At 43.7% G+C, this 19,814-nt stretch carries 21 protein-coding genes; 14 read left to right on the top strand and 7 right to left on the bottom strand.

The features are described 5' to 3' along the window. Positions 1-4 precede the first annotated feature (4 nt). Complete coding sequence (gene lipA / locus MNR06_RS08555; protein WP_243534943.1) at positions 5-931, bottom strand: lipoyl synthase; 927 nt, start codon at positions 929-931, stop codon at positions 5-7. A 240-nt stretch (positions 932-1,171) separates the two neighbouring features. Here lipA and sfsA point away from each other — a divergent pair, with 240 nt between their 5' ends. After that, positions 1,172-1,900 (top strand): DNA/RNA nuclease SfsA, encoded by a 729-nt coding sequence (gene sfsA / locus MNR06_RS08550; protein WP_243534941.1) that lies wholly within the window; start codon positions 1,172-1,174, stop codon positions 1,898-1,900. On the opposite strand, the gene MNR06_RS08545 is transcribed toward sfsA, so the two are convergent. Both MNR06_RS08545 and MNR06_RS08540 read right to left on the bottom strand, forming a co-directional pair. Beyond that, positions 1,821-2,369 (bottom strand): DUF421 domain-containing protein, encoded by a 549-nt coding sequence (locus tag MNR06_RS08545; protein WP_243534939.1) that lies wholly within the window; start codon positions 2,367-2,369, stop codon positions 1,821-1,823. The genes sfsA and MNR06_RS08545 overlap by 80 nt on opposite strands. Next, on the bottom strand, positions 2,369-3,775 hold the full coding sequence (locus MNR06_RS08540) for a lipase maturation factor family protein (RefSeq protein ID WP_243534937.1): 1,407 nt from the start codon (positions 3,773-3,775) through the stop codon (positions 2,369-2,371). Before MNR06_RS08540 ends, MNR06_RS08545 begins: the two co-directional genes overlap by 1 nt. Before the next feature lie 296 nt (positions 3,776-4,071). On the opposite strand from MNR06_RS08540, the gene MNR06_RS08535 reads away from it, so the two are divergent. After that, complete coding sequence (locus MNR06_RS08535) at positions 4,072-4,815, top strand: murein L,D-transpeptidase catalytic domain family protein (protein ID WP_243534935.1); 744 nt, start codon at positions 4,072-4,074, stop codon at positions 4,813-4,815. Positions 4,816-4,966: 151 nt separating this feature from the next. Here MNR06_RS08535 and MNR06_RS08530 read toward each other — a convergent pair whose 3' ends face one another. Together MNR06_RS08530 and MNR06_RS08525 are read right to left on the bottom strand one after the other, a co-directional pair. After that, the gene (locus MNR06_RS08530) at positions 4,967-5,344 is read right to left on the bottom strand and encodes a HEPN domain-containing protein (RefSeq protein ID WP_243534934.1); all 378 of its coding nucleotides are present in this window, start codon (positions 5,342-5,344) and stop codon (positions 4,967-4,969) included. 141 nt (positions 5,345-5,485) lie between these two features. Beyond that, positions 5,486-6,271: a DsbA family protein gene (locus tag MNR06_RS08525; RefSeq protein ID WP_243534932.1), complete on the bottom strand. Its 786-nt coding sequence runs from the start codon at positions 6,269-6,271 to the stop codon at positions 5,486-5,488. A gap of 148 nt (positions 6,272-6,419) precedes the next feature. Between MNR06_RS08525 and MNR06_RS08520 the strand changes: the two genes are divergently transcribed. The 9 genes from MNR06_RS08520 to polA all read left to right on the top strand — a co-directional run bounded on the left by MNR06_RS08520 (position 6,420) and on the right by polA (position 15,182). After that, the gene (locus MNR06_RS08520) at positions 6,420-7,058 is read left to right on the top strand and encodes a hypothetical protein (protein ID WP_243534930.1); all 639 of its coding nucleotides are present in this window, start codon (positions 6,420-6,422) and stop codon (positions 7,056-7,058) included. Positions 7,059-7,229: 171 nt separating this feature from the next. Further along, on the top strand, positions 7,230-7,508 hold the full coding sequence (locus MNR06_RS08515; protein WP_243534927.1) for a cytochrome: 279 nt from the start codon (positions 7,230-7,232) through the stop codon (positions 7,506-7,508). Beyond that, positions 7,468-7,983: a cupredoxin domain-containing protein gene (locus tag MNR06_RS08510; protein WP_243534924.1), complete on the top strand. Its 516-nt coding sequence runs from the start codon at positions 7,468-7,470 to the stop codon at positions 7,981-7,983. The genes MNR06_RS08515 and MNR06_RS08510 overlap by 41 nt, the downstream gene beginning before the upstream one ends. An 18-nt stretch (positions 7,984-8,001) precedes the next feature. Beyond that, positions 8,002-9,108, top strand: coding sequence for a CpaF family protein (locus MNR06_RS08505; protein WP_243534922.1), 1,107 nt, complete (start codon positions 8,002-8,004; stop codon positions 9,106-9,108). 265 nt (positions 9,109-9,373) lie between these two features. Continuing rightward, positions 9,374-10,402, top strand: a complete 1,029-nt coding sequence (locus MNR06_RS08500) for a hypothetical protein (RefSeq protein ID WP_243534919.1) — start codon at positions 9,374-9,376, stop codon at positions 10,400-10,402. After that, positions 10,395-11,663 (top strand): phosphopyruvate hydratase, encoded by a 1,269-nt coding sequence (gene eno / locus MNR06_RS08495; RefSeq protein ID WP_243534916.1) that lies wholly within the window; start codon positions 10,395-10,397, stop codon positions 11,661-11,663. The genes MNR06_RS08500 and eno overlap by 8 nt, the downstream gene beginning before the upstream one ends. A 163-nt stretch (positions 11,664-11,826) precedes the next feature. Next, complete coding sequence (locus MNR06_RS08490; protein ID WP_243534913.1) at positions 11,827-12,135, top strand: septum formation initiator family protein; 309 nt, start codon at positions 11,827-11,829, stop codon at positions 12,133-12,135. Between the two features lie 116 nt (positions 12,136-12,251). After that, complete coding sequence (locus MNR06_RS08485) at positions 12,252-12,548, top strand: helix-turn-helix domain-containing protein (protein ID WP_243534911.1); 297 nt, start codon at positions 12,252-12,254, stop codon at positions 12,546-12,548. Positions 12,549-12,605: 57 nt separating this feature from the next. Beyond that, a complete protein-coding gene (gene polA / locus MNR06_RS08480) occupies positions 12,606-15,182 on the top strand; it encodes a DNA polymerase I (protein ID WP_243534908.1) in 2,577 nt (858 codons plus the stop codon). A gap of 181 nt (positions 15,183-15,363) precedes the next feature. On the opposite strand, the gene MNR06_RS08475 is transcribed toward polA, so the two are convergent. Continuing rightward, positions 15,364-15,999: a hypothetical protein gene (locus MNR06_RS08475; RefSeq protein ID WP_243534905.1), complete on the bottom strand. Its 636-nt coding sequence runs from the start codon at positions 15,997-15,999 to the stop codon at positions 15,364-15,366. A 101-nt stretch (positions 16,000-16,100) separates the two neighbouring features. On the opposite strand from MNR06_RS08475, the gene MNR06_RS08470 reads away from it, so the two are divergent. After that, positions 16,101-17,075 (top strand): flagellar basal body-associated FliL family protein, encoded by a 975-nt coding sequence (locus MNR06_RS08470; protein ID WP_243534902.1) that lies wholly within the window; start codon positions 16,101-16,103, stop codon positions 17,073-17,075. On the opposite strand, the gene MNR06_RS08465 is transcribed toward MNR06_RS08470, so the two are convergent. Further along, entirely contained in the window at positions 17,065-18,294 is a 1,230-nt protein-coding gene (locus MNR06_RS08465; RefSeq protein ID WP_243534899.1) for a sigma 54-interacting transcriptional regulator, read from the bottom strand. The genes MNR06_RS08470 and MNR06_RS08465 overlap by 11 nt on opposite strands. A gap of 165 nt (positions 18,295-18,459) precedes the next feature. Between MNR06_RS08465 and yihA the strand changes: the two genes are divergently transcribed. Both yihA and kdsB read left to right on the top strand, forming a co-directional pair. Beyond that, a complete protein-coding gene (gene yihA / locus MNR06_RS08460) occupies positions 18,460-19,038 on the top strand; it encodes a ribosome biogenesis GTP-binding protein YihA/YsxC (protein WP_243534898.1) in 579 nt (192 codons plus the stop codon). Continuing rightward, complete coding sequence (gene kdsB / locus MNR06_RS08455; RefSeq protein WP_243534895.1) at positions 19,035-19,775, top strand: 3-deoxy-manno-octulosonate cytidylyltransferase; 741 nt, start codon at positions 19,035-19,037, stop codon at positions 19,773-19,775. The genes yihA and kdsB overlap by 4 nt, the downstream gene beginning before the upstream one ends. Positions 19,776-19,814 lie beyond the last annotated feature (39 nt).

Here is a 19,814-nt window from a genome sequence, read left to right as displayed (position 1 = left end):
AGTCCTAAAAAGTTGTTATTAAATTCATGTTCAATTGAGCTCTTTCCTTATTGATGATTCCCTTCATAAAGAATTCACCAGCTCGGTAAGAACTGCGTACCAAAGGACCAGAAGCTACATATAAGAAGCCCATGCCTTCAGCGATAGTTTGCCACTCTTGAAATTTTTCAGGAGTGACATAGTCCACTACTTTCAAATGTCTTGGGGTGGGTTGTAAGTATTGACCAAAGGTCACTACGTCACAGCCAACAGCGCGCAAATCTTTCAGAGTTTGCAGAATCTCTTCGTCGGTTTCACCAAGTCCCAACATGATTGAAGACTTCGTGTAACGGCTTGGATCACGCTCTTTCACCATTTCTAAAACGCGTAAACTTTGGCGGTAACCTGCGCGCGGATCACGAACTTTTGGCGTTAAACGCTCTACAGTTTCAATGTTGTGCGCATACACATCAGGCTTAGCATCGGTCAGTTGATTTACCAAAGCTTGATCGCCACGGAAATCACCAGCCAAAATTTCGATAATCAGATTCGGAGACAATTTTTTAATTGTCGTTACAGTGCGAACGAAATGTTCAGCACCTTGATCAGGAAGGTCATCGCGGTCTACGGTTGTAATAACAACGTATTCCAAATTCATTTGCGATAAAGAGTATGCAACCTTCTCGGGTTCAAATTGATCAAGAACGCCTTTTGGATTTCCAGTCTTCACATTACAGAAACGGCAACCGCGAGTGCAAACCTCGCCCATGATCATGATTGTCGCCGTTCCACCTGACCAGCACTCGCCGATATTTGGGCAACGCGCTTCCTGGCAAACTGTCGCTAGTTTCAGGTCGCTCATCATCTCCTTGATACGCGTATAATTTTCGCCCGACGGCGCGCGCACCTTAAGCCACGAAGGCTTTGGAGTTATTGGCTTTTTCTGCAACATAGGACCATTCCTTTAGCATTCTTTTTTAGAACACTCCCTTCTAGTCTTACCCCAGGGTATTTGCATCGAATTACGCCATGCATAATAGAGCTTTTCATCAGTCGTGTAAAATAAGGGACGATCAAAAAGGTTCGAATGCAAAATGAAAGGCCTGACAACGCAGTCAGGCGGGCCCTTTTCATCGACCCTCGACAAAAGCGTTCCAGGTTGATTAAGGTGGCGCTTTATCGAGGTATTTTCATGAAGTTTTCATCAAAGCTGCAAGAGGGTGTGTTCCTAAAACGCTATAAACGCTTTTTCGCGGATATTGATTTTCAAGGTCAGGTGGTTACGGCCCATTGCCCCAACACCGGAAGCCTTAAAAGCATCAATAATCCTGGCCAAGCTTGTCTGTTTTCTGAAAGCAAAAACCCAGAACGCAAATTGAAATTCACATTAGAGATGATCAAATCGCCATCCGGCAGTTGGGTGGGAGTCAATACGGCGACACCAAACACTGTAGTGAAAGAGGCTCTGCAAAATGTTGTGGGCCGAAATGATGTGACGGGAAGTTTCGCTGCTTGGTCAGCTTTTCATGAAGTAAAACCAGAATACAAAATTAATGCGGAAACTCGTTTGGATTTTGGTTTAAAAAGTCAAAACTCTGACAAGGTTCATTTCATCGAAGTCAAAAACGTAACGTTGGCAGAAGAGGGAATCGCAAAATTCCCTGACGCCGTTTCCGAGCGCGCCCAAAAACATTTACGCGAATTGATGAATCTGATAGAGCAAGGTCATTCGGCTGAAATCGTTTTCACCATTCAGCGCGATGACTGTCATACCTTTGCGCCTGCCGATGATATTGATCCAGAATACGGCAGACTTTTAAGAGAAGCCCAAAGCAAAGGACTTAAGATTTCTCCGCTTGTGGTGGACTTGCAGCCCGACGAGGTTTCTTTGTCCGATAAAATTTTGGCGGTGAGTCTTTAAATTTTTCGTCCTTCTTAATGACGGTGATGTGGCCATTGGTTTCAATCATGGCCAACAGAACTTCCTTGGGATTGGCGACACCTTTCGCGCGTAAAGCTTCCTTAAGATCGTTATCACTTAAATGTTCATCTTTTCTTAATTTTTCATTAATCACCCCATTTTCAATCAGTCGCTTCGGTTCACCTTCGATGATTGAAGAGACTGGCTTGAATTTGAACGTCAACCAGCCGATGCCATATTCAGTAAGCAAAAGAGTGGTTACAACAATCAATCCACCTGCTAAAGATTCATCCCCGCCGATCAGGGAATTTTGAACCGCATCACTTAAAAGCAACAACACGATCAGATCAAACGGACTGAATTCACCGATTTGTCGACGTCCTAAAACTCTTAGGATCACGACTAAAAAGAAATAAACGGCCCAAGCCCGTAGCACAAACTCCCACCAGGGTAATGTCATGTCGCCCATTATTCCTCCTCAGGAAATAAGCCTTCTTCTAATAAATAAATTCTAAAACTTTCATCATCTAAACTGAGCGGAGGCAGGTAAAGTCCCAGATAAGTCCTCTCCCACCAGCCTTCTTTTAAATTTTTTGTAAATGAATAACGATACAGCTTTGCTTGAATGTATTTCGGCGGTTGACCGTCGAAGGGATCTTCTTTGAGTAAATCGATAACATCCTTATTCCCAGAAAGAATTCTTCCGACGAAATTTAAGATCCACGGATGATAGCGATAATCAGACATCGCGGCGAACCACATTTGCCAATCGATTTTGAAATGATAAGGACTTACTTGCGGAGGACAACGCTGGGGATTTCCCGGTTTTCCTTTAAATTCATATTCAACCCATTGGGTATGTTGATCAGGATTTTCAATCAAGGTTCCTTCTAAAACTACCTCCATCCGTTCGCGGGTGATGCTGCCGAAAGCGCCGTAGGTATTCATCAAATGCCACGGATCAAAACTGCGATTCATGACCTGGCGTTTTGAAATCATATTCATTAAAGGTTTTTTACTAAGGAAAAGTAAAATAGCTGTGACCAAAAACATGACGGGGGGCTGCCAGAATGTGGGGCCTTCGGCAACAATCGGTGGGAGCTCGCTGAAAAATTTAAAGAAATTATCATCGAAGCATGAAATGCACAGAACAATGGAAATCAAATTCAACCAGCTTAGGTTTCCACTTAACGCAATCAAACTTTGAAACAAGATTGTTGAAAGTCCCGAGATGTATCCGAGGTACGACGGGAAGAAATAAAAAAAAGGCATCACAAGTTCAACCAAGTGGTTGTAAAGCAGCGACAGTTTCTGAAACCATTTCGGCAAGCGATGAAAAAACCAACTTAGTGGATTTGGCAATGGCTGGGTTTCATAGTGATAGTACATACATGTTAGATCGCGCCAACACTCATCACCACGAATTTTGATTAAGCCTGCGCCAAACATCACGCGAAACAAAAGCCAGCGATAAAGCCAAATGACCGGAACGGGGACTGCTTGTTCTGTTGGACCTAAAAAGATCGCCAGGAAACCAGCTTCTAAAAGCAGAATTTCCCAGCCATAACCATAGAAAACCTGCCCGACATTTACGAAGGACATATATAGCAACCACAGCAGTGTCCAGATCAACATGGAAGTGATAGGACCGAACGAATCGCTGAACCCAAAAAAGGTTAGAGCAGAGACAGCGACACCGATCCACGCAAGTGATGTGTAAAGTTCGTCCGAATATTTAAAATAAAAAATGCTGGGATGATTGTTGAAGGTGGTTCTTTTCAAAAAAATCGGAATAGGTAGGATGCCGTTACTTCCTAACAAACCTCTTCCCTGATTTGCGGCGATTAAAAATCCAATGAAATATAAAAGTGCCAAGCCTCTTTGCAAAAGAAACCGTGTGAAAACATAGTCCTGGCTGTACAAAAAATCGAAAGACATTAGCTATGATTTTCGCGTTGTCTTACTGCGAAGTGCAGATGTGTTTTGACTATCGCCTAAAACATAATCCAGTGGCGGTTTTGCGAATGACATAAATCTTTAAAATCTTAGCTAGCTTTTGGTCGAAATCCGCCAAATTTCAGAGGGAAACTGTCAACTGAACAGACAGTTTCTGTCGCTTTAAAGTTTTAAAAATGAGCAGCCGATTTCCTTTAATACCACGGAGGATCGGCATGAAGTCTTTCTTTTCAATCAAAGGTCTAATGACCGTAGCAATGATGCTGACACTGACTGCCTGTGCAGGCGAGTTTGCAGCCTTACCAGATGATCCCAACAATGAGCCTGTTTCTAAAGAGGGTAGCAGTGAAGAACCTTCAACATCAACCCCAGAGCCTGAAACACCAAGCGCGCCAGCGCCTGTTGTGCCAGTGGATGCCAGAGCTGAAATTTTAAAACAATACAACTTCGTGGACCCAACACACATCGTTCCTACCACAGCTTTGGAAGATGCCATCATTTATTATCATGAAAAAAAGGCAACTTTAAAAAATCCAAATGTTTTGTCGGTATTGGATTTCAGTCAGACATCTAAGAATAAACGTTTTTACATCATCAACATGAAAACGGGCAGTGTGTGGAACGTGCATGTTTCCCACGGTAAGGGTTCTGATAGCAATCACGATGGTTACGCTGAAAAATTTAGTAATGTCGAAGGCTCTAACGCTAGCTCGTTAGGTTACTACAAAACTGCAGAAACTTACCAAGGCAGTAACGGCTATTCATTAAGACTTGATGGCCTATCAACGACGAATTCTAGAGCACGCGAAAGAGCGATCGTCATTCATGGTGCAAGTTACGTACAAGATTCTAACGTGATTCAAGGTCGTAGCTGGGGCTGTCCTGCGATCTCTACTGACAACCACAGAAAAGTTATCGATATGTTAAAGGGCGGAAGCATCATCTACGCTTTTAAATAAGGCGGTCGTCGATAAGGGCCCATCTGACTGCGTTGGAAACCTCTTGTCCTCGCTCCGATGTGGCGCTGCCACACCTGCGCTGCGGGAAGAGGCTTCCGCCTTGCATATGGACCCTTCTCGCCAACCTTGGCACTTGGGTTGGGCGATTTATTTAAAGAAGTTTTAGTTGTTCGCCTACTAGTTTTTTTAGGTTTTCTACGTGGGTTATGTATTCTTCCATGTCTAGGCGTTCGTCTTCGCGGATGTGGGCATTCGCAGAATTGTATGGGGTTAGTTCAATTACATCTGCGTGAGATGAAATTGCTGAGAAATTTGCTTCTTCAAGTGTCGACATTAAAGCATCTAAATCGTGATCGTCTTCTGGGTAACTTAGACCGCGCATGTCACACAATGCTTTTAAGTATTTTTCACAAGCTTGCGCTAGGTTGTAGCCGACTAGATCGTGCTGCTTTTCATCGTCTACGTGTTTTTTTGCTAAATCTAGGTCGTCTTGAGCTTTTAGAATTAATGATTTTGCATGTGCGCTCATAGAAGGTCCTTTGGCTAGAGGTGTTTATAGCTGTATTAAAACCGAGATGGGGACTGTCGCCAATATAAAACTTTGATCCGGAAATAAAAAAACCCACAGTTTTTCAACTGTGGGTTTGAAATAAGCAATTTATTAAAGAGCCTATTCTTTTTTCGCGCCAAGATGGCGATCGATGATGTCTTTGAATTCAGAGAACGGATAAGCACCACGAAGAGAAACACCGTTGATCAAGAAACCTGGAGTACCAGAGAAGTTGAACTTCTTAGCTTCTTCCATGTCAGCTTCGATACGTTTAGTGATTGCTTCGCTGTTAAGGTCTTTTTCAAGTTTCTTCATGTCAGCGCCAGCTTTTTTAGCAGCGTCTTTCAAAGCACCTTCTTTTTTAGTACGTAGGTCACCTTGGTTTTCGAAAACTAGGTCATAGAATTTTTTAGCTTTAGCATGATCTTGCATTGCAACTGCTTCGAAATATCTAGCAGCAGGCATCGCCATTGGATGGAAATCCAAAGGAAGGTGCTTAAACACAACGCGAACGTCATTTGGGTAAGCTTTCAAAACTTCTTCAACAGTCGCATGACCCTTAGCGCAGTATGGGCACTCGAAGTCAGAGTATTCAATGATAGTTACTTTTGCATCTTTTGGTCCAAAGATAGCGCGGTCTTCTTCAACAGTTGCTTTCAAAGGATTAGCGAATTCTTCATCACGCTTTTTGCCTTCTTCCTGAACTGCTTTTTCTTGAGCTTTACGTTGAGCGTTCTGCGCTGCTTTGTTAACAACTTCGATGAATTGTTCTGGATCTTTTTCGATGGCTACGAAAACGATGCTTGGATCTTTTTCGATGGCTTCTTTTAATTGTTTAGCTGAAGGAGCACAGTTCACTAATGAAAGTGCTAGCGCTGCGATTCCTAAAAACTTAAATGCTTTCAATGTTTCCTCCGAGGTGGATTTAATGTTTTTTGAGCGGCCTTCAGTTTGACATAGGTGATAACTGGCAGGGAAGGAAAAAATCCTGGACCAATGTCCTAAGCTTTTTTGGTCTTGTCTCGCTCTGCCGGCAGTCTTTAAACTAGAGGTCATGAAAAAAGCAAATTTCCTTTTAACAATGTTGTCCCTTGTATTTTGCGCACAGGCCCAAGCGGGTTTGTTATTTAATTACTCGCAATTGACAGTAAAAGACCTCGATCAAATGAACAAATTGGTCGAAGAGAAGATTAAAGAATCCAGAAAAGAAGCTGGGGTGGGCAAAGTAGTTCCGCTCAAAGAAGCTTTGCAATCTGTCTATGCGCGTCCTAATGATGACGAAATGATCGAAAAAATCGTGGCCCCACTGCGTGCAAAGTTGGATGAACTTGATGCCTGGGAAAAAACTGTCAGTCAATTAACTGACGAAGCCATCAATGCCTTAAAAAATCCAAAGGCATTTAAACCGGTCGTGCAAGTGACTTATGTTGTTTTCTTGGAAAATCTTATGGCAGAAATCAAACCTTATATCACAGCGCAGGGCTTTGAACGTAAAACGGTTGAGCGTATTAGAGATGCGAAGATTGAGCTGACTCGTGAAGCTGTCAATGAACGCAAATTGCGCATGATGAAATCAACAGCGTCACCATCGGAAGTGGCCGCAAAAATTCTGACCCAAGCAGATGAAAAGCCTGCGGCTCCTCAAGAAAACGCTGAAGAAATAACCACCGAAAAACCCGCTAACGGGCAATAATTTCCCTCGACCCGACCGTGCGCCTAGGCAATTCGACCAAAGGCGCGCGTCAAACGTTAGATCTCCTCAACTCTCTGAAAATCGCCTCAAATTGACTCAAGTTCTTACGAACTCCTACCGATAGAAACAACATGCGGGGCAGGAAGTCCCTAGAGCAATTAGGAGGATTCGATGTTTCTTCAAGGCGATTTACAAATAGTGTTTGATGCACTCTATTCAGTGGGCGCAATCGACCCTGTTTTAAAATTGGATTGGAGTATTATCACTAAGGAAATGATGGCGCAGCCCCAAATTCTTAGCGATGCCTTTCACACGATCAATTCATGTAAAGGAAACAAAGATCTTCTGATTCAAAAGCTCCACATGATGGATGAAAAATCCGTGAATTATATCGCTATGGAGGTCGCCCGTGAGTTTTGTGAATTCCAAGATCGTACAGACTTGCACTAAGATTGCATTGTTGTTTTTGGTAACACCGGCGGCAATGGCATGGGAAGTTGATTTTTCCCGTCGCCAAGTTGACTTCAACCGCGTTACTAACGAAGACCGTCTTCCCGCCAGCAGTATGAAGGAAGAGGATTCGACAACAATCTTAAATTCTGTTTTTCAATCGGTAGAACCAACTCAAGATATCGTCATCATGAACACCGAAAAAGGCTTTGTGCCAGATAAAGTTCACCTTAAAAAAGGTGGCAACTACCGTGTTCACGTAGTGAATGTGAATGGCAAAGAAAAGAACGTCAGCTTTGTGCTGGATGCTTTTTCTGAACATCACAACACAGTGTTTGGCCAACAAAAAACTTTTCATGTCACACCGAAAGCAGAAGGAATTTTTTCTTATCAATGCCCTGAAACAGCGGTGCAAGGTAAGTTCATCATTTATTCTGATGCCGGAACTTCTGACAGAAAACCAGCGTCTCACTAATTTTAAAGGGTAGCGTCCATGTCGGATCAATCCAATGTATTCAAACAGACCATTCAGCAGAATTTAGGTCCTGTATTGAAGTACCTTGATGACAAGGGCGTATCCGAAATTCTTGTAAATGGTCACAAAGAAATTTTCGTCGAAAGAAAAGGTAAGCTTGAAAGAGTTCCTGAAAGCTTTCCTTCAGAAGACGATTTGCGTGCAGCTGTAAACAGTATCGCGCAAAGCGTGGGTCGTCGTATTGATGACGAATCGCCAAGACTGGATGCGCGTTTGCCAGATGGTTCGCGTATCGCAGCCGTGATTCCGCCAATGTCACGCAAAGGTACTACTTTATCGATTCGTAAATTTACAAATAATAAAATCACTTTCGCCGATTACATCAAGTTCGGTGCGATCACAGAAGATGGCGCTAGATTCTTGGATATCGCGATGTTCTTAGGAAAAAACATCATCGTCAGCGGTGGTACTGGTTCCGGTAAAACAACTTTGTTGTCGTTACTGTGCACGCGTATTCCTAAAGGCCAGCGCGTGATGGTGATCGAGGATTCTTCAGAGTTGCAAGTCGACTACGACCACGTGGTGATGTTTGAAACTCGCCAAGCCGATCAACTTGGTAAAGGTGAAGTGTCGATCAAAGATCTTTTAAAAAGTGCACTTCGTCTAAGACCCGATCGCATCATCGTGGGAGAGGTTCGTTCCAGTGAAGCGATGGAATTATTAAACGCGATGAACACCGGTCATAAAGGCTGTATGGGTACGGTCCACGCGAACACTCCGGAAGATGCCATCGTTCGTTTAGAAGCTCTTGCTCAAGGCGGGGATGCAAAGATCAGTGAAAAGGCTCTACGTTCCCAAGTAAACTCAGCCATTGATTTAATCATCCAAGTAAGCCGTTTTAGCGACGGATCTCGCCGCATTGCCGCAATCAGCGAAGTCCTTGGATTCAATAACGATGGTTCATACAACGTCGTTCCAATTTTCGAAATGTCCAGAATGACCCGCCGTCCCGACGGTTCCTTAGAAGGAAAGCTTATCGCCACGGGCAATATCCCATCCTTCATGGAAGAAATCGTAGACAACAACCTACCATTCCCACGCAGTAAATTCGCCAAAACCGCCTAAAATCGATGAAAAGCAGCCGGCTGACTGCGTTGTCGGCCCTCAGTTCTCCTCCGGCCTACCTTCAGTAGGCCTACGTGCGAGCTGAGAACCTCCGCCTTGCATCCGGCTACTTTTGATCGATTTCCCCTTTTAGGTGCCTGCTTCTTTTTTGGGCCTACAGTGCGTCATTTTATGGCCTTCCAAGTGCTGATTTAAGCGATCATTTTCATTCTTATTTTTAGCTTTTTTGTTTTCAATTTCGCAGTCGAAAGGTTAAGACCTTTACGTGCACTTTAGTTGTAAGATTTCTAATGCAGTTTTAACCATTCTAGAGCAGCAGGGTGAAGACCTGTCGCAGCTCTATGAGCAGACCCATCTGCCGGTGGAGTTGCTGCGTGATTCATCGTATTGGATCAGCGCTCCTGATATGGAAAACTTTTTGGAAACTGCACTTCGTCTGCCGCTAAAACGCGATGGAAATATTCTGCAACGAGCAGGGCAAGAAGGTCCGTCACTCAGAGCGTGGGGCGTTCTTGACAGCGTTCTGCGCATGATGCCTAGGCCTCAAGAAATTTTCAATCAGCCTGAGCAATTCATCTCGTACTTCATTTCGCCAAAACCTCCGATCGAAAATCTTCGTCGCGATGAAGTCAGTATTTCATTCGATCTTCCGTTGCCTGCGGAACAATATCCTTTGGTTACAACTTACCTAAAAGCAGCGTTCGAATCTTTACCAGTGTACGTGGGGCAACCGCCAGCGACGTGCACATGGGAAGGAATCACAATTCAGTTGAACTGGTCGACGCAGCAAAATTCCATCTTCAGTGAAAGTGTCGGTCACCAAGTAAGCCCAGCATTATTCCAAAGCTTGATCGACGATTTGCAAAGAACTCAGCGCGAGCGAGAGGATTTGCAAAAATACGTTAGCGACCTTGAAGAAAAAGTTCGCGACTACGAAAAACAAAAATTAAAACTTTCCGTGCAAGCAGCTGCTGCCGCCGATGAAGCTCCTAGTTCTTCATTACTTCCTCAGGAAGGTACATTGGCGCACCTAAACTTCGATGGCGATTCTCCAGTGTATGCCCTAAGCCAAAACTTGGCGCGCATGCACGATTACATGGTCAGAGCCCAGCAGCTTATCACCATGCTTGTTGCCCAAGGAAAAATGACCTCGGCTGTGAAAGAGGCTATGCGACGCGTGGATTGGGAGCACGTAAAAACCCAATACCCGCGCACCGTGCATGAAAGCATGGACCTAGTTAGAAAAGTGAATATTAAAAACTCCGAGAAGGAAGAAGGAACTCATCATGTCTGAAATCGTCAGCGTCGTCTCTCGTGAAATTCTTGATAGCCGTGGTAATCCAACAGTTGAAGTTGAAGTAACAACTGCAGAAGGAAATGTCGGTCGTGCCGCAGTTCCATCTGGCGCATCAACAGGTGCCCATGAAGCCTGTGAGCTTCGTGACAACGACAAGAATCGCTTCCTTGGTAAAGGTGTTTATAAAGCGGTCGATAACATTCGTGAAAAGATCGCTCCAGAGATCATGGGCTTGCAAGTAACTGAACAAGTTTACTTAGATAAAGTTTTGCGCGAAATCGATGGTACTGAAAATAAATCTTCTTTAGGCGCCAATGCGATCCTAGGTGTTTCCCTTGCAGTAGCTAAAGCTGCGGCGTTGGATTCGAACTTGCCTTTATACCGCTACGTTGGTGGTTCACAAGCTTGCCGCTTGCCAGTTCCATTGATGAACGTTCTTAACGGTGGCGCCCACGCGAACAACGGCCTTGATATTCAAGAATTCATGATCGTTCCAACTGTGAATAACTCTTACGCTGAATCTCTTCGTGCGGGTGCAGAGATCTTCCAAACTTTGAAAAAGATTTTGGGTAAAAAAGGTCTTTCTACTGCAGTAGGTGATGAAGGTGGATTCGCTCCAAAATTAGGATCAAACCAAGAAGCAATGGACTTGCTAATGAATGCGATCGTTGATGCTGGCTATGACCCAGGTCAAAACGTATTCCTAGCTTTAGATGTGGCATCTACAGAGTTATTCAAAGACGGCAAATATACTTGGCAGGGTGGACAGATTTCTCCTGACGAACTTCTTGGCATCTACAAATCATGGGCTGAGAAATACCCATTGATCTCTGTCGAAGATGGTTTCTCTGAAGACGACTGGGATTCATGGGTGAAAGCGACTGCGCAAATGGGAACAACAATGCAATTGATCGGTGACGATCTTTTCGTAACAAATCCAAAACGTTTGCGCATGGGTTTAGAGAAAAAAGCCGGCAACGCATTGCTAGTCAAAGTAAACCAAATCGGTACTTTGACTGAAACATTCGAAGCTGTGAATTTGGCACAAAGAAATAAATACCGCACAATCATGTCTCACCGTTCAGGTGAAACTGAAGACGTAACAATTGCTGACCTAGCAGTGGCATTGAACTGCCATCAAATTAAAACGGGCAGTCCTTGCCGTGGTGAAAGAACTGCGAAGTACAACCAACTTCTTCGTATCGAAGAAGATCTTGGTGGCATGGGAGTATACTGGGACAAAGCCGCTTTCCGCTAATGGCGACAGCCGCATTGCTGAAGCACCGACAGGAATCGAGCAGCATTCCAAGAACCCGTTGTGAAAAACACAGCGGGTTTTTTTATTTCACAAATTCCTCAGAACAAATTCCTAGTCTTCAGTCTTGTAGCCATTGATCCTGCAATAAAGATAAAATGACCTCATGTCTTACACTGAATTTGCAATTGGCTTACGACGTTTTCTGAATCATCCAACGAAGGTTGCTTCGGTTTGTTTGATAGTGTTCTGTGTTTCTATCGTTTTAAATGGAAACGTTTTTCGTCTTTGGAATCTTCATCGTGACTTTGATCGCATCAATTCAGAGATTTCAGCAACAAAACAAAATATTTCAACGTTAAGTGATCAGCTTAAACAAGCGAAAGATCCTTCCTTCATCGAACGCCAAGCTCGCGATAGATTAGATCTGGCAGGTGAAGATGATCTTGTTTTCGTATTCGCAGAACAAGACTAATTCTTACATCGATCCAATCATATGACCCGTAGCATAAACTGATGTATTTAGGTTACAATACAACTAGTATTCTGACTCTATTCGCTAATAATTGTTAAGTGAAATTAGAGGTTTGTATGATTGATAATCACTCAGTAAATTGGAACAAAGAAGCTCTTAAAAATCTTCGTCTACGCCTTGGCTGGAGCCGTTCTGATCTTGCTCGTCGCCTTCATTGTTCCTATGACCTAGTTGAATCTTGGGAAAGCGGTGCCGACATTGAATCTCGCGCAAAAAGTGAATTACAAGTCTTGCTGGTGCAAGCTCAGGCGTTGGGTGACGAAGTGAAGTCCCTTCCTGCCGCAGAAAATGAATGTGAGCGCAAAGCCTTAGAGCAAATCGATTTTTCGAAAGTAAAGTTAGACTTAGAATAGAACCATCGACAAAAAGACAATCCCAGTGGTAAAACAGTTTTTTCACTGGGAGATACTATGAAAAAGCTTTATCTAGTGGACGTAAGCGCGATGTTCTTTCGCGCGTTCTATGCGATTCGTCCCCTGACTTCTCCGTCTGGTGTACCGGTAAATGCCATCTATGGATTTTTATCGATGATCATCAAACTTCTTAAAGAAGAAAATCCAGAATACCTAGTTTTCTGTTACGACCGTAAAGAGCCTTCATTTCGTAAAGAATTGTATGCTGATTATAAAGCCCATCGTTCAGACATGCCGGAAGATCTTGCGAAGCAAGTTCCTTACATCAAGCAACTTGCTGACGTACTAGGTGTACCTTCCTATGAAATCCCTGGTTACGAAGCCGATGACATCATCGGTGGCTTAACTAAATGGGGCCGCCACCACGACATGGAAGTTTTCATTGTCAGTGGTGATAAAGATTTCGGTCAGTTGATTCAAGATCACGTGTACCTGTACGACACCATGAAAGATGTGAAGTACGACGCTAAAGGTGTATTTGAAAAATGGGGAATTCGCCCAGATCAATTCATCGATTATTTGGCCATCGTTGGTGATGCTTCTGATAACGTTCCAGGCGTAAAAGGCATTGGTGAAAAAGGCGCAATTAAGCTTCTGGAACAATTCAAAACTCTAGAAGATATTTACGAAAATATCGACAAGGTTGAAGGTAAAAGCGTTAAAGAAAAATTAATCGCTTCTAAAGAAAACGCTTTTTTATCAAAAAAATTAGTTACAATTGAAACGAATGTGGCGGTTTCAGACGACTACAACTCGTATCGCTTAAAGCCTTTCAAAACTGAAGAGCTTAAGGCGCTTTTGCATGAACTGAACTTTAAAACTTTCGAAAAAAGTTTATTCGGAACAGTCTCTGATGCACCGGCAACGTCATTAATTCGTCCCGCGGCAGTAAAGCGAGCGTCTCAGGTGAAAGAAGCGACTCCGGCGGTATCAGCGACTTTAGTAATTACTAAAGAGGATAGAACTTTTCGTGAAGGAACAACGACCACTCGAGATTTAGCTGAATTCCTTTCAGAAGGACAAATCCTTTGGGGCTTAAGCGACACTCGCGGTGTTTTCGTAGGTACAGAAACAGACGTGATGGAAGTTTCTGATTTTGAATACTTGGGTAAACTGACGGACACATTCCAAATTCGTTGGAGCGGATACGATCTAAAATCTTTCTGGCATAAAATTGGCGCAAAAACGCCGGTTGCGGGCTGGGATTCCCAACTTGCTGCTTATGTTTTAAAAGCCGGCGACACGTCTGATTTTAAAGAAATCTACAGCAAATACATGGCTGAAAACTTGCCAGAGCTTTTAAGCCCGTCGGAGCTTTACAATTCTCACCGCAACCTTGCAGCAACTTTGCTAAATGAACTGCGCAACGTGGGCAGTGAAAAGGTTTACGAAGAAATCGATTTGCCACTAGTAAAAGTTCTTCTATCCATGGAACGCCTGGGTGTTCGCATCGATAAAGAACTTCTGGCGCAACAAAGTGCAGAACTTACGGAAGAAATCGCTTCTTTAGAAAAACAAATACACTCTGAAGCAGGGGAGTCTTTCAACGTGGGAAGCCCTAAGCAATTAGGTGTTATTCTATTTGAAAAGTTAAAACTTCCAGTCGGGAAGAAAACGAAAACGGGTTATTCAACGGGCGAAGACGTCCTTTCGTCCCTAGAGCATCCAATTGCAAAACTCATCCTGCAATGGCGTGAACTTTCAAAGCTTAAATCCACTTACGTGGATGCTTTACCAACAATGATCAGCCCTAAGGATGATCGTGTTCACACAAGCTTCAACCAAGCTTTGACGACCACAGGCCGTTTATCAAGTACTGCGCCAAACTTGCAGAACATCCCGATTAGAACTTTACGTGGGCAAAAAGTGCGCGAAGCTTTCGTCGCAGCTCCAAGAATGAAGTTATTGTCTGTGGACTATTCCCAAATCGAACTGCGCATCTTAGCTCATATCAGTGAAGACCCAAATTTGATTAAGGCCTTCCAAGAAGACCTGGATATCCATGCGGCAACAGCAGCTGAAGTGTTCGGAGTTCCACTTAATGAAGTGACTTCCAATCAACGTCGTTCAGCGAAAGCTGTGAACTTCGGTATTGCCTATGGGCAAGGAGCTTTCGGTTTAGCAGAAAACCTGGGCATTCCAAGAGGTGAAGCAAAAGACATCATCGAAAGATACTTCACCAGATTTAAAGGCGTAAAAGACTACATCGAAGGCACAACAAAGCTAGCTCACGAAAAAGGCTACGTTGAAACCCTGTTTGGACGCCGCCGTTACATCGACGAATTGAAATCAAGCAACAACATGCTTAAAAAATTCGGCGAAAGAGCAGCGATCAACGCCCCAATCCAAGGAACAGCCAGTGACTTGGTTAAAAAAGCAATGATCGAGGTCTTCGAAAAAGTCCCTGTAAGAATGTTATTACAGGTACACGATGAATTGATCTTTGAAGGCACAGAAGAAGATTTAAATAAACACACGCAACAGCTAGTGCACATCATGGAAAACGTAGCAAAACTAAAAGTTCCACTGAAAGTAAACTACGAAATCGGCAACAACTGGAACGAATCCCACTAGCTTCATCGGTAAGTAGTGGGAGCTGCGTCGGCTTTCGGCCTGGCTGTGGCTGGGGAAAGTCCTCGCAGCGAGTTCCGCAGACGAGCGCAATGACCCAGGCGAAGCCAGCAAAAAAAAGAAAGCGAGCGAGGACTGTCCGAGCGAAGAGGCCTTTCCCCAGCCACAGCCAGGTCGAAAGGCGCTACTCAGTCTCCCATCCTACAACGCGTCCGCCTTCAAAGTATACGTAGCGAACTTCTTGTCTAAATCCTTGTGGCGAAGAAACGTGTCTTAGGTATTTCCAACGCTCATTTTTATAAATGGGGTTCCCTGAAACCTCAACACTCGTTGGTTCGCCCCAAGATTTTTTAACGTAAGCTTGTGGCATTCCAACGGCGATATCTTGGGTTTCGATAAGGTCTTTAATCTCTTCAGCCGGGGCTTGTGATCTTGCCCATATATCATTGCGATTGATCCATTGCTGACGGCCTTCGATGGACGGGATCGCTAAGAAATCAATCTTCTCGTTATCATTCTTTAGCCACGGAAGAACCTTGGAATACTGCTCGCGCTCTTTTTTAGAACTTAAAGTGCGTTCCATTTCGCGAACCTTTTGGCGGGATCTGATTTCATCAAGGTCAGAAGGGCTTAAAGAGTTAGGATCTTTACCAAGTTCATAGGCAGTTTGACGGGTTTGTCGGTCATAAGAAGGGCGACTTGCATGTTCGGAATCCTGATAAGTCATGGGAGCTTGATATCCGCTACTGCTACTTCTTTGAAATTGGGCGCAACCTAAAACAGTAAAAACCACGGGCAAAGATATAAAAAGGAATTTCATCAATTACTCCTAACACTTAATGCTAGCTGATTGAGGAAAGATTATAAATTGTTCTTGCGACGTATTTGGTTCTTTTCTTACAATCGTCTTGGGAGACATCTTTGGCAAACAATGAAAGTCCGACTAAAGTAGAGGAAGAAAACAAGATCAGCCCGGAAGCTGAGGCGGAAGATTCGTTATCTTTAGAGTCGCTAGATAATATTTTAGCTGAAGAAGACCCTGAATTTGCCCAATCTCTATTAGATATCGGTCCCGACAATCCCACGGAAATTTATAACGAAAGCGTCGAACTTGAATATACTTTAGAAGAAGAGTTCAAACGCTGGAAAGAAGCTTCGCCTAAAAAAGCCAAAATAGCGAAGTATCTGCCATTTATTCCACGTTTGTCGTTTAAAGCTCGAGTTTTAAGGGCTTCCTTGCGCCTTACGATGCTAAAGCAAAAAGAGCAGGCCATTTACCGCGTAAAAAATGCGGGCCCCTTGTTATTAAAATGGGCGAAAGATTCCGCGGGTAAACTAAAGATGTCCGTGGGTGATGGACTTCATGCCTTCGCAAAGTTTTCGACATTAAAAAAAGTCGGCTTCGCGGCTCTTTTGTTAGTTACAGTCGCTGGTGGCTTTTTGATTTATCGGATTACAACTAAGGGGATTTTGCCACCTGAAAAAGAGATGTTTATTTCTTCCTTGGAGGACTGGGCACAAGGCAAGCATTTCTATGATCGTTCGGCGCAGATGGAATCCTTTTACGAATCCACACGCATGGCGCAAAATATTTTGTTAATGAAAAAGATGACGGTGAATTTAAAGCCCTCATCAGAATCAGGCCCTAATCCCATGGGAGCTTTTGAATTTTACGTAGAAGGTGCCGCCTCTGAAGTCGTCGTAGAAATCAAAGACCGCGAACCTGAAGTTGAAGATTTATTTTTAAGAACGCTTGAAGATATGACCTTTGATCAAGTGTCTAGCGGGGAAGGAAAACAACTTCTTTGCGAAAGGCTTCGCAAAGAAGTGAATAAAATTCTGACTAAGGGATATGTTCGTCGTATCTTTATTAAGAACGCGATCGTTAAACCTTAAAAGCCGTCACATCGATATCATAATATTTCAATCGATCATGCAGCGTACTTTTCGGCATTCCTAAATCCTGGGCTGTACGACGTTGATTTCCTTTATTCGCTGTCAAACGTTTAATGATCATCTGCTTTTCGATTTCTTTAATTACTGGAATGTCGTTAGAAACACGATCATCCACATGTTGAATCAAAGTACGGTCGATCAATTTTTCGATATGCTCTTCCGTAATATGTTCGCGCGGGTACAGGGCAGAAGCGCGAGTTACTAGGTTTTTAAGCTCACGAATATTTCCCGGCCATGGGTGTTTTTTTAAGCGGGCGATAGCGCCAAAAGAAAAACGCACTCTCATTTTTTTAGCAAAACCGTAAAGCAATTCTTCAAAATCTTCCATACGCAGAATTAAAGCGGGTGGAGTCACACTCACCACGTTTAACCGGAAGTAAAGATCAGAGCGGAAAAGTCCTTCGCGGATTTTTTCAGCCATATTTTGATGAGTAGCTGCGATAATTCGCACGTCTGTTTTGATGTTTCGGTCGGCACCCACAGGGCGAATTTCATTATTTTCTAGGGCACGTAAAAGTTTTGCCTGCAGGCTGTATGTAAGGTCGCCAATTTCATCAAGGAATAGGGTGCCACCGCGAGCCGCTTCAAAAGCACCTTTGCGATCGCTAATGGCGCCGGTGAAGCTGCCTTTGACGTGACCGAATAGTTCACTTTCAATCAACGTTTCACTTAAGGCACTGCAGTTAACGCCAACAAAGGGTCCATTTTTTCTAGTGCTGTTTTCGTGCAGGGCTTGGGCAAGGACGTCTTTACCCGTACCAGAAGGGCCTAAGATAAGGACCGGGAATTCTGTTTTTGCGACGTTGCCAAGATTTTTAAGTTCTTGATTCCAAACTTCGTTACGGCTTTTAAGTGGGAACTCTGCCGTTTCTTCTAATTTTTCTAAAAAGATAAGCTCTCGGTCGCCAATACGAATGATGTCGCCGTCTTGAAGAAAGGCTTCCATAACTCGTGCATCATTCACGAAGGTACCGTTATTAGTGCGAAGGTCTCTGATTAAATACGATTGATCTTTCTTTTCGATTCGTGCGTGGCGATCGGCGACGTTCTCTGACTCAAGGAAGACCTGACATTGGGTGTCTTTTCCCAGCGTCATAAATTCCGTAAGTGGAACTGTCTTCGTGTTTTCCCCTAAAATCTTTAAAAATGACTGGCTCATGCTTCCTCCCTGAGCGACTTTGTTTCGTATAGAGCCCTTTTCAATCCTCTTGCCAGCTGAAATCGATTTAAATGGGGTTTGGCAGGTTCATGACACTTCAGATTATTGGTAGGGGGACACGCTTCCTAGAATTGAGAATATTTTATAGCTCTGGTAGCATGCCCTATGCCTAAGAATATCCAATTTATCAAAAGCGCCGTTCTGGCTAAGGATTACCCAGTTCATAAAAAAGCGGAAATTGCCATCGCCGGTCGTTCCAATGCCGGGAAGTCCTCTTTTATTAACTCCCTTTGCACAAAAGTTAAAATCGCCAAGGTCAGTTCGACACCGGGTAAAACTCGTTTGCTGAATTTCTTTGATATGGATGATTCCTACGTTCTTGTGGATATGCCAGGTTATGGTTTCGCTGCAAGATCGGTTGATGAAATCGCAGAGTGGAATCAGATGATTGAAACTTATCTGATGGCTCGTGAAAACTTAGCGGGTCTTATTTTGGTGATGGATATTCGTCGTGATTGGACGCCTGAAGAAGAACTTCTAAAAAAGTTTTCGGAGGAGCGCGGTTTTCCTTTAGCTGTCGTTTTAACTAAAGCAGATAAAATGTCTCGCAGTCAGATGTTGCAAGCCGTGGCTAAAGTTAAAAAGACATCAGGCTTAAGTGCCGTGTTCCCGGTGTCAGCTTTAAAAAAGACCGGGCAAAACGAAGTTGAAGATTATGTTTACGAAAATTGGGTGAAAGCATGAAGATAGTCGGAGTTATCCCAGCGCGATTTGGTTCCACTCGCTTCCCGGGAAAACCCCTTGTCCCACTAAAAGGCCGCCCCCTGATCCAATGGACGATTGAGGGGGCCAAGAAATCCCAACTTCTTAATGATCTTATAGTTGCGACGGATGATGAAAGAATCAAAGCCGCCGCAGAAGCTGTCGGTGCCAAAGTCGTTATGACAGCCAGCGAACTTCCTACTGGAAGCGATCGCATTCACGCCGCCATTCAAAATATTTCCTGTGATGTTGTCGTTAATATTCAAGGTGATGAACCGCTTGTGACGGGTCAGTTGATTGACCGACTTGCCCAAGTATTCATTGATGAACCTAAGATGGATATGGCGACGTTGGCTCATCCTGTTTCCCAGGAAGAGCTGGATTCAATGAATTCGGTGAAGGTCGTTTTAAATCATAACGATGAAGCATTGTACTTCAGTCGTTATGCCATTCCGTATTCTCGTCATAAAGCTGCTGAGCTAGGAAACTATGAAGGGTGCCTAAAACACATTGGCATGTATGCTTATTCGAAAAATTTTTTAAAACAGTTCTGTGAAGCTCCTCCCGCTCTTATCGAAAAAGCAGAGAGCTTGGAGCAACTCAGAGCATTGTACCTAGGTGCAAAAATCAAAGTAATCAGGGTTCAGGAAGCAAGTCTCGGGGTGGATACTCCCGAAGATTTGGTTAAACTCGAAAAACTCTTAAGTCAGGGGATGTAATGGCAAAGAGAACGACGACAACAAAGAAAGTGTCGACAG

It is taken from the genome of Bdellovibrio reynosensis, from assembly GCF_022814725.1.
In the GTDB taxonomy this organism is placed as follows: domain Bacteria; phylum Bdellovibrionota; class Bdellovibrionia; order Bdellovibrionales; family Bdellovibrionaceae; genus Bdellovibrio; species Bdellovibrio reynosensis.
Note: the sequence above shows the minus strand (reverse complement) of the source record. Positions and strands in the feature narration are given on the sequence as shown.

Bases quoted from the DNA above. Each gene is read 5' to 3' on its own strand.
- lipA (WP_243534943.1), bottom strand. From the start codon at position 931: ATGTTGCAGAAAAAGCCAATAACTCCAAAGCCTTCGTGGCTTAAGGTG.
- sfsA (WP_243534941.1), top strand. From the start codon at position 1,172: ATGAAGTTTTCATCAAAGCTGCAAGAGGGTGTGTTCCTAAAACGCTAT.
- MNR06_RS08545 (WP_243534939.1), bottom strand. From the start codon at position 2,369: ATGGGCGACATGACATTACCCTGGTGGGAGTTTGTGCTACGGGCTTGG.
- MNR06_RS08535 (WP_243534935.1), top strand. From the start codon at position 4,072: ATGAAGTCTTTCTTTTCAATCAAAGGTCTAATGACCGTAGCAATGATG.
- MNR06_RS08530 (WP_243534934.1), bottom strand. From the start codon at position 5,344: ATGAGCGCACATGCAAAATCATTAATTCTAAAAGCTCAAGACGACCTA.
- MNR06_RS08520 (WP_243534930.1), top strand. From the start codon at position 6,420: ATGAAAAAAGCAAATTTCCTTTTAACAATGTTGTCCCTTGTATTTTGC.
- MNR06_RS08515 (WP_243534927.1), top strand. From the start codon at position 7,230: ATGTTTCTTCAAGGCGATTTACAAATAGTGTTTGATGCACTCTATTCA.
- MNR06_RS08505 (WP_243534922.1), top strand. From the start codon at position 8,002: ATGTCGGATCAATCCAATGTATTCAAACAGACCATTCAGCAGAATTTA.
- eno (WP_243534916.1), top strand. From the start codon at position 10,395: ATGTCTGAAATCGTCAGCGTCGTCTCTCGTGAAATTCTTGATAGCCGT.
- MNR06_RS08490 (WP_243534913.1), top strand. From the start codon at position 11,827: ATGTCTTACACTGAATTTGCAATTGGCTTACGACGTTTTCTGAATCAT.
- MNR06_RS08485 (WP_243534911.1), top strand. From the start codon at position 12,252: ATGATTGATAATCACTCAGTAAATTGGAACAAAGAAGCTCTTAAAAAT.
- polA (WP_243534908.1), top strand. From the start codon at position 12,606: ATGAAAAAGCTTTATCTAGTGGACGTAAGCGCGATGTTCTTTCGCGCG.
- MNR06_RS08475 (WP_243534905.1), bottom strand. From the start codon at position 15,999: ATGAAATTCCTTTTTATATCTTTGCCCGTGGTTTTTACTGTTTTAGGT.
- MNR06_RS08465 (WP_243534899.1), bottom strand. From the start codon at position 18,294: ATGAGCCAGTCATTTTTAAAGATTTTAGGGGAAAACACGAAGACAGTT.
- yihA (WP_243534898.1), top strand. From the start codon at position 18,460: ATGCCTAAGAATATCCAATTTATCAAAAGCGCCGTTCTGGCTAAGGAT.
- kdsB (WP_243534895.1), top strand. From the start codon at position 19,035: ATGAAGATAGTCGGAGTTATCCCAGCGCGATTTGGTTCCACTCGCTTC.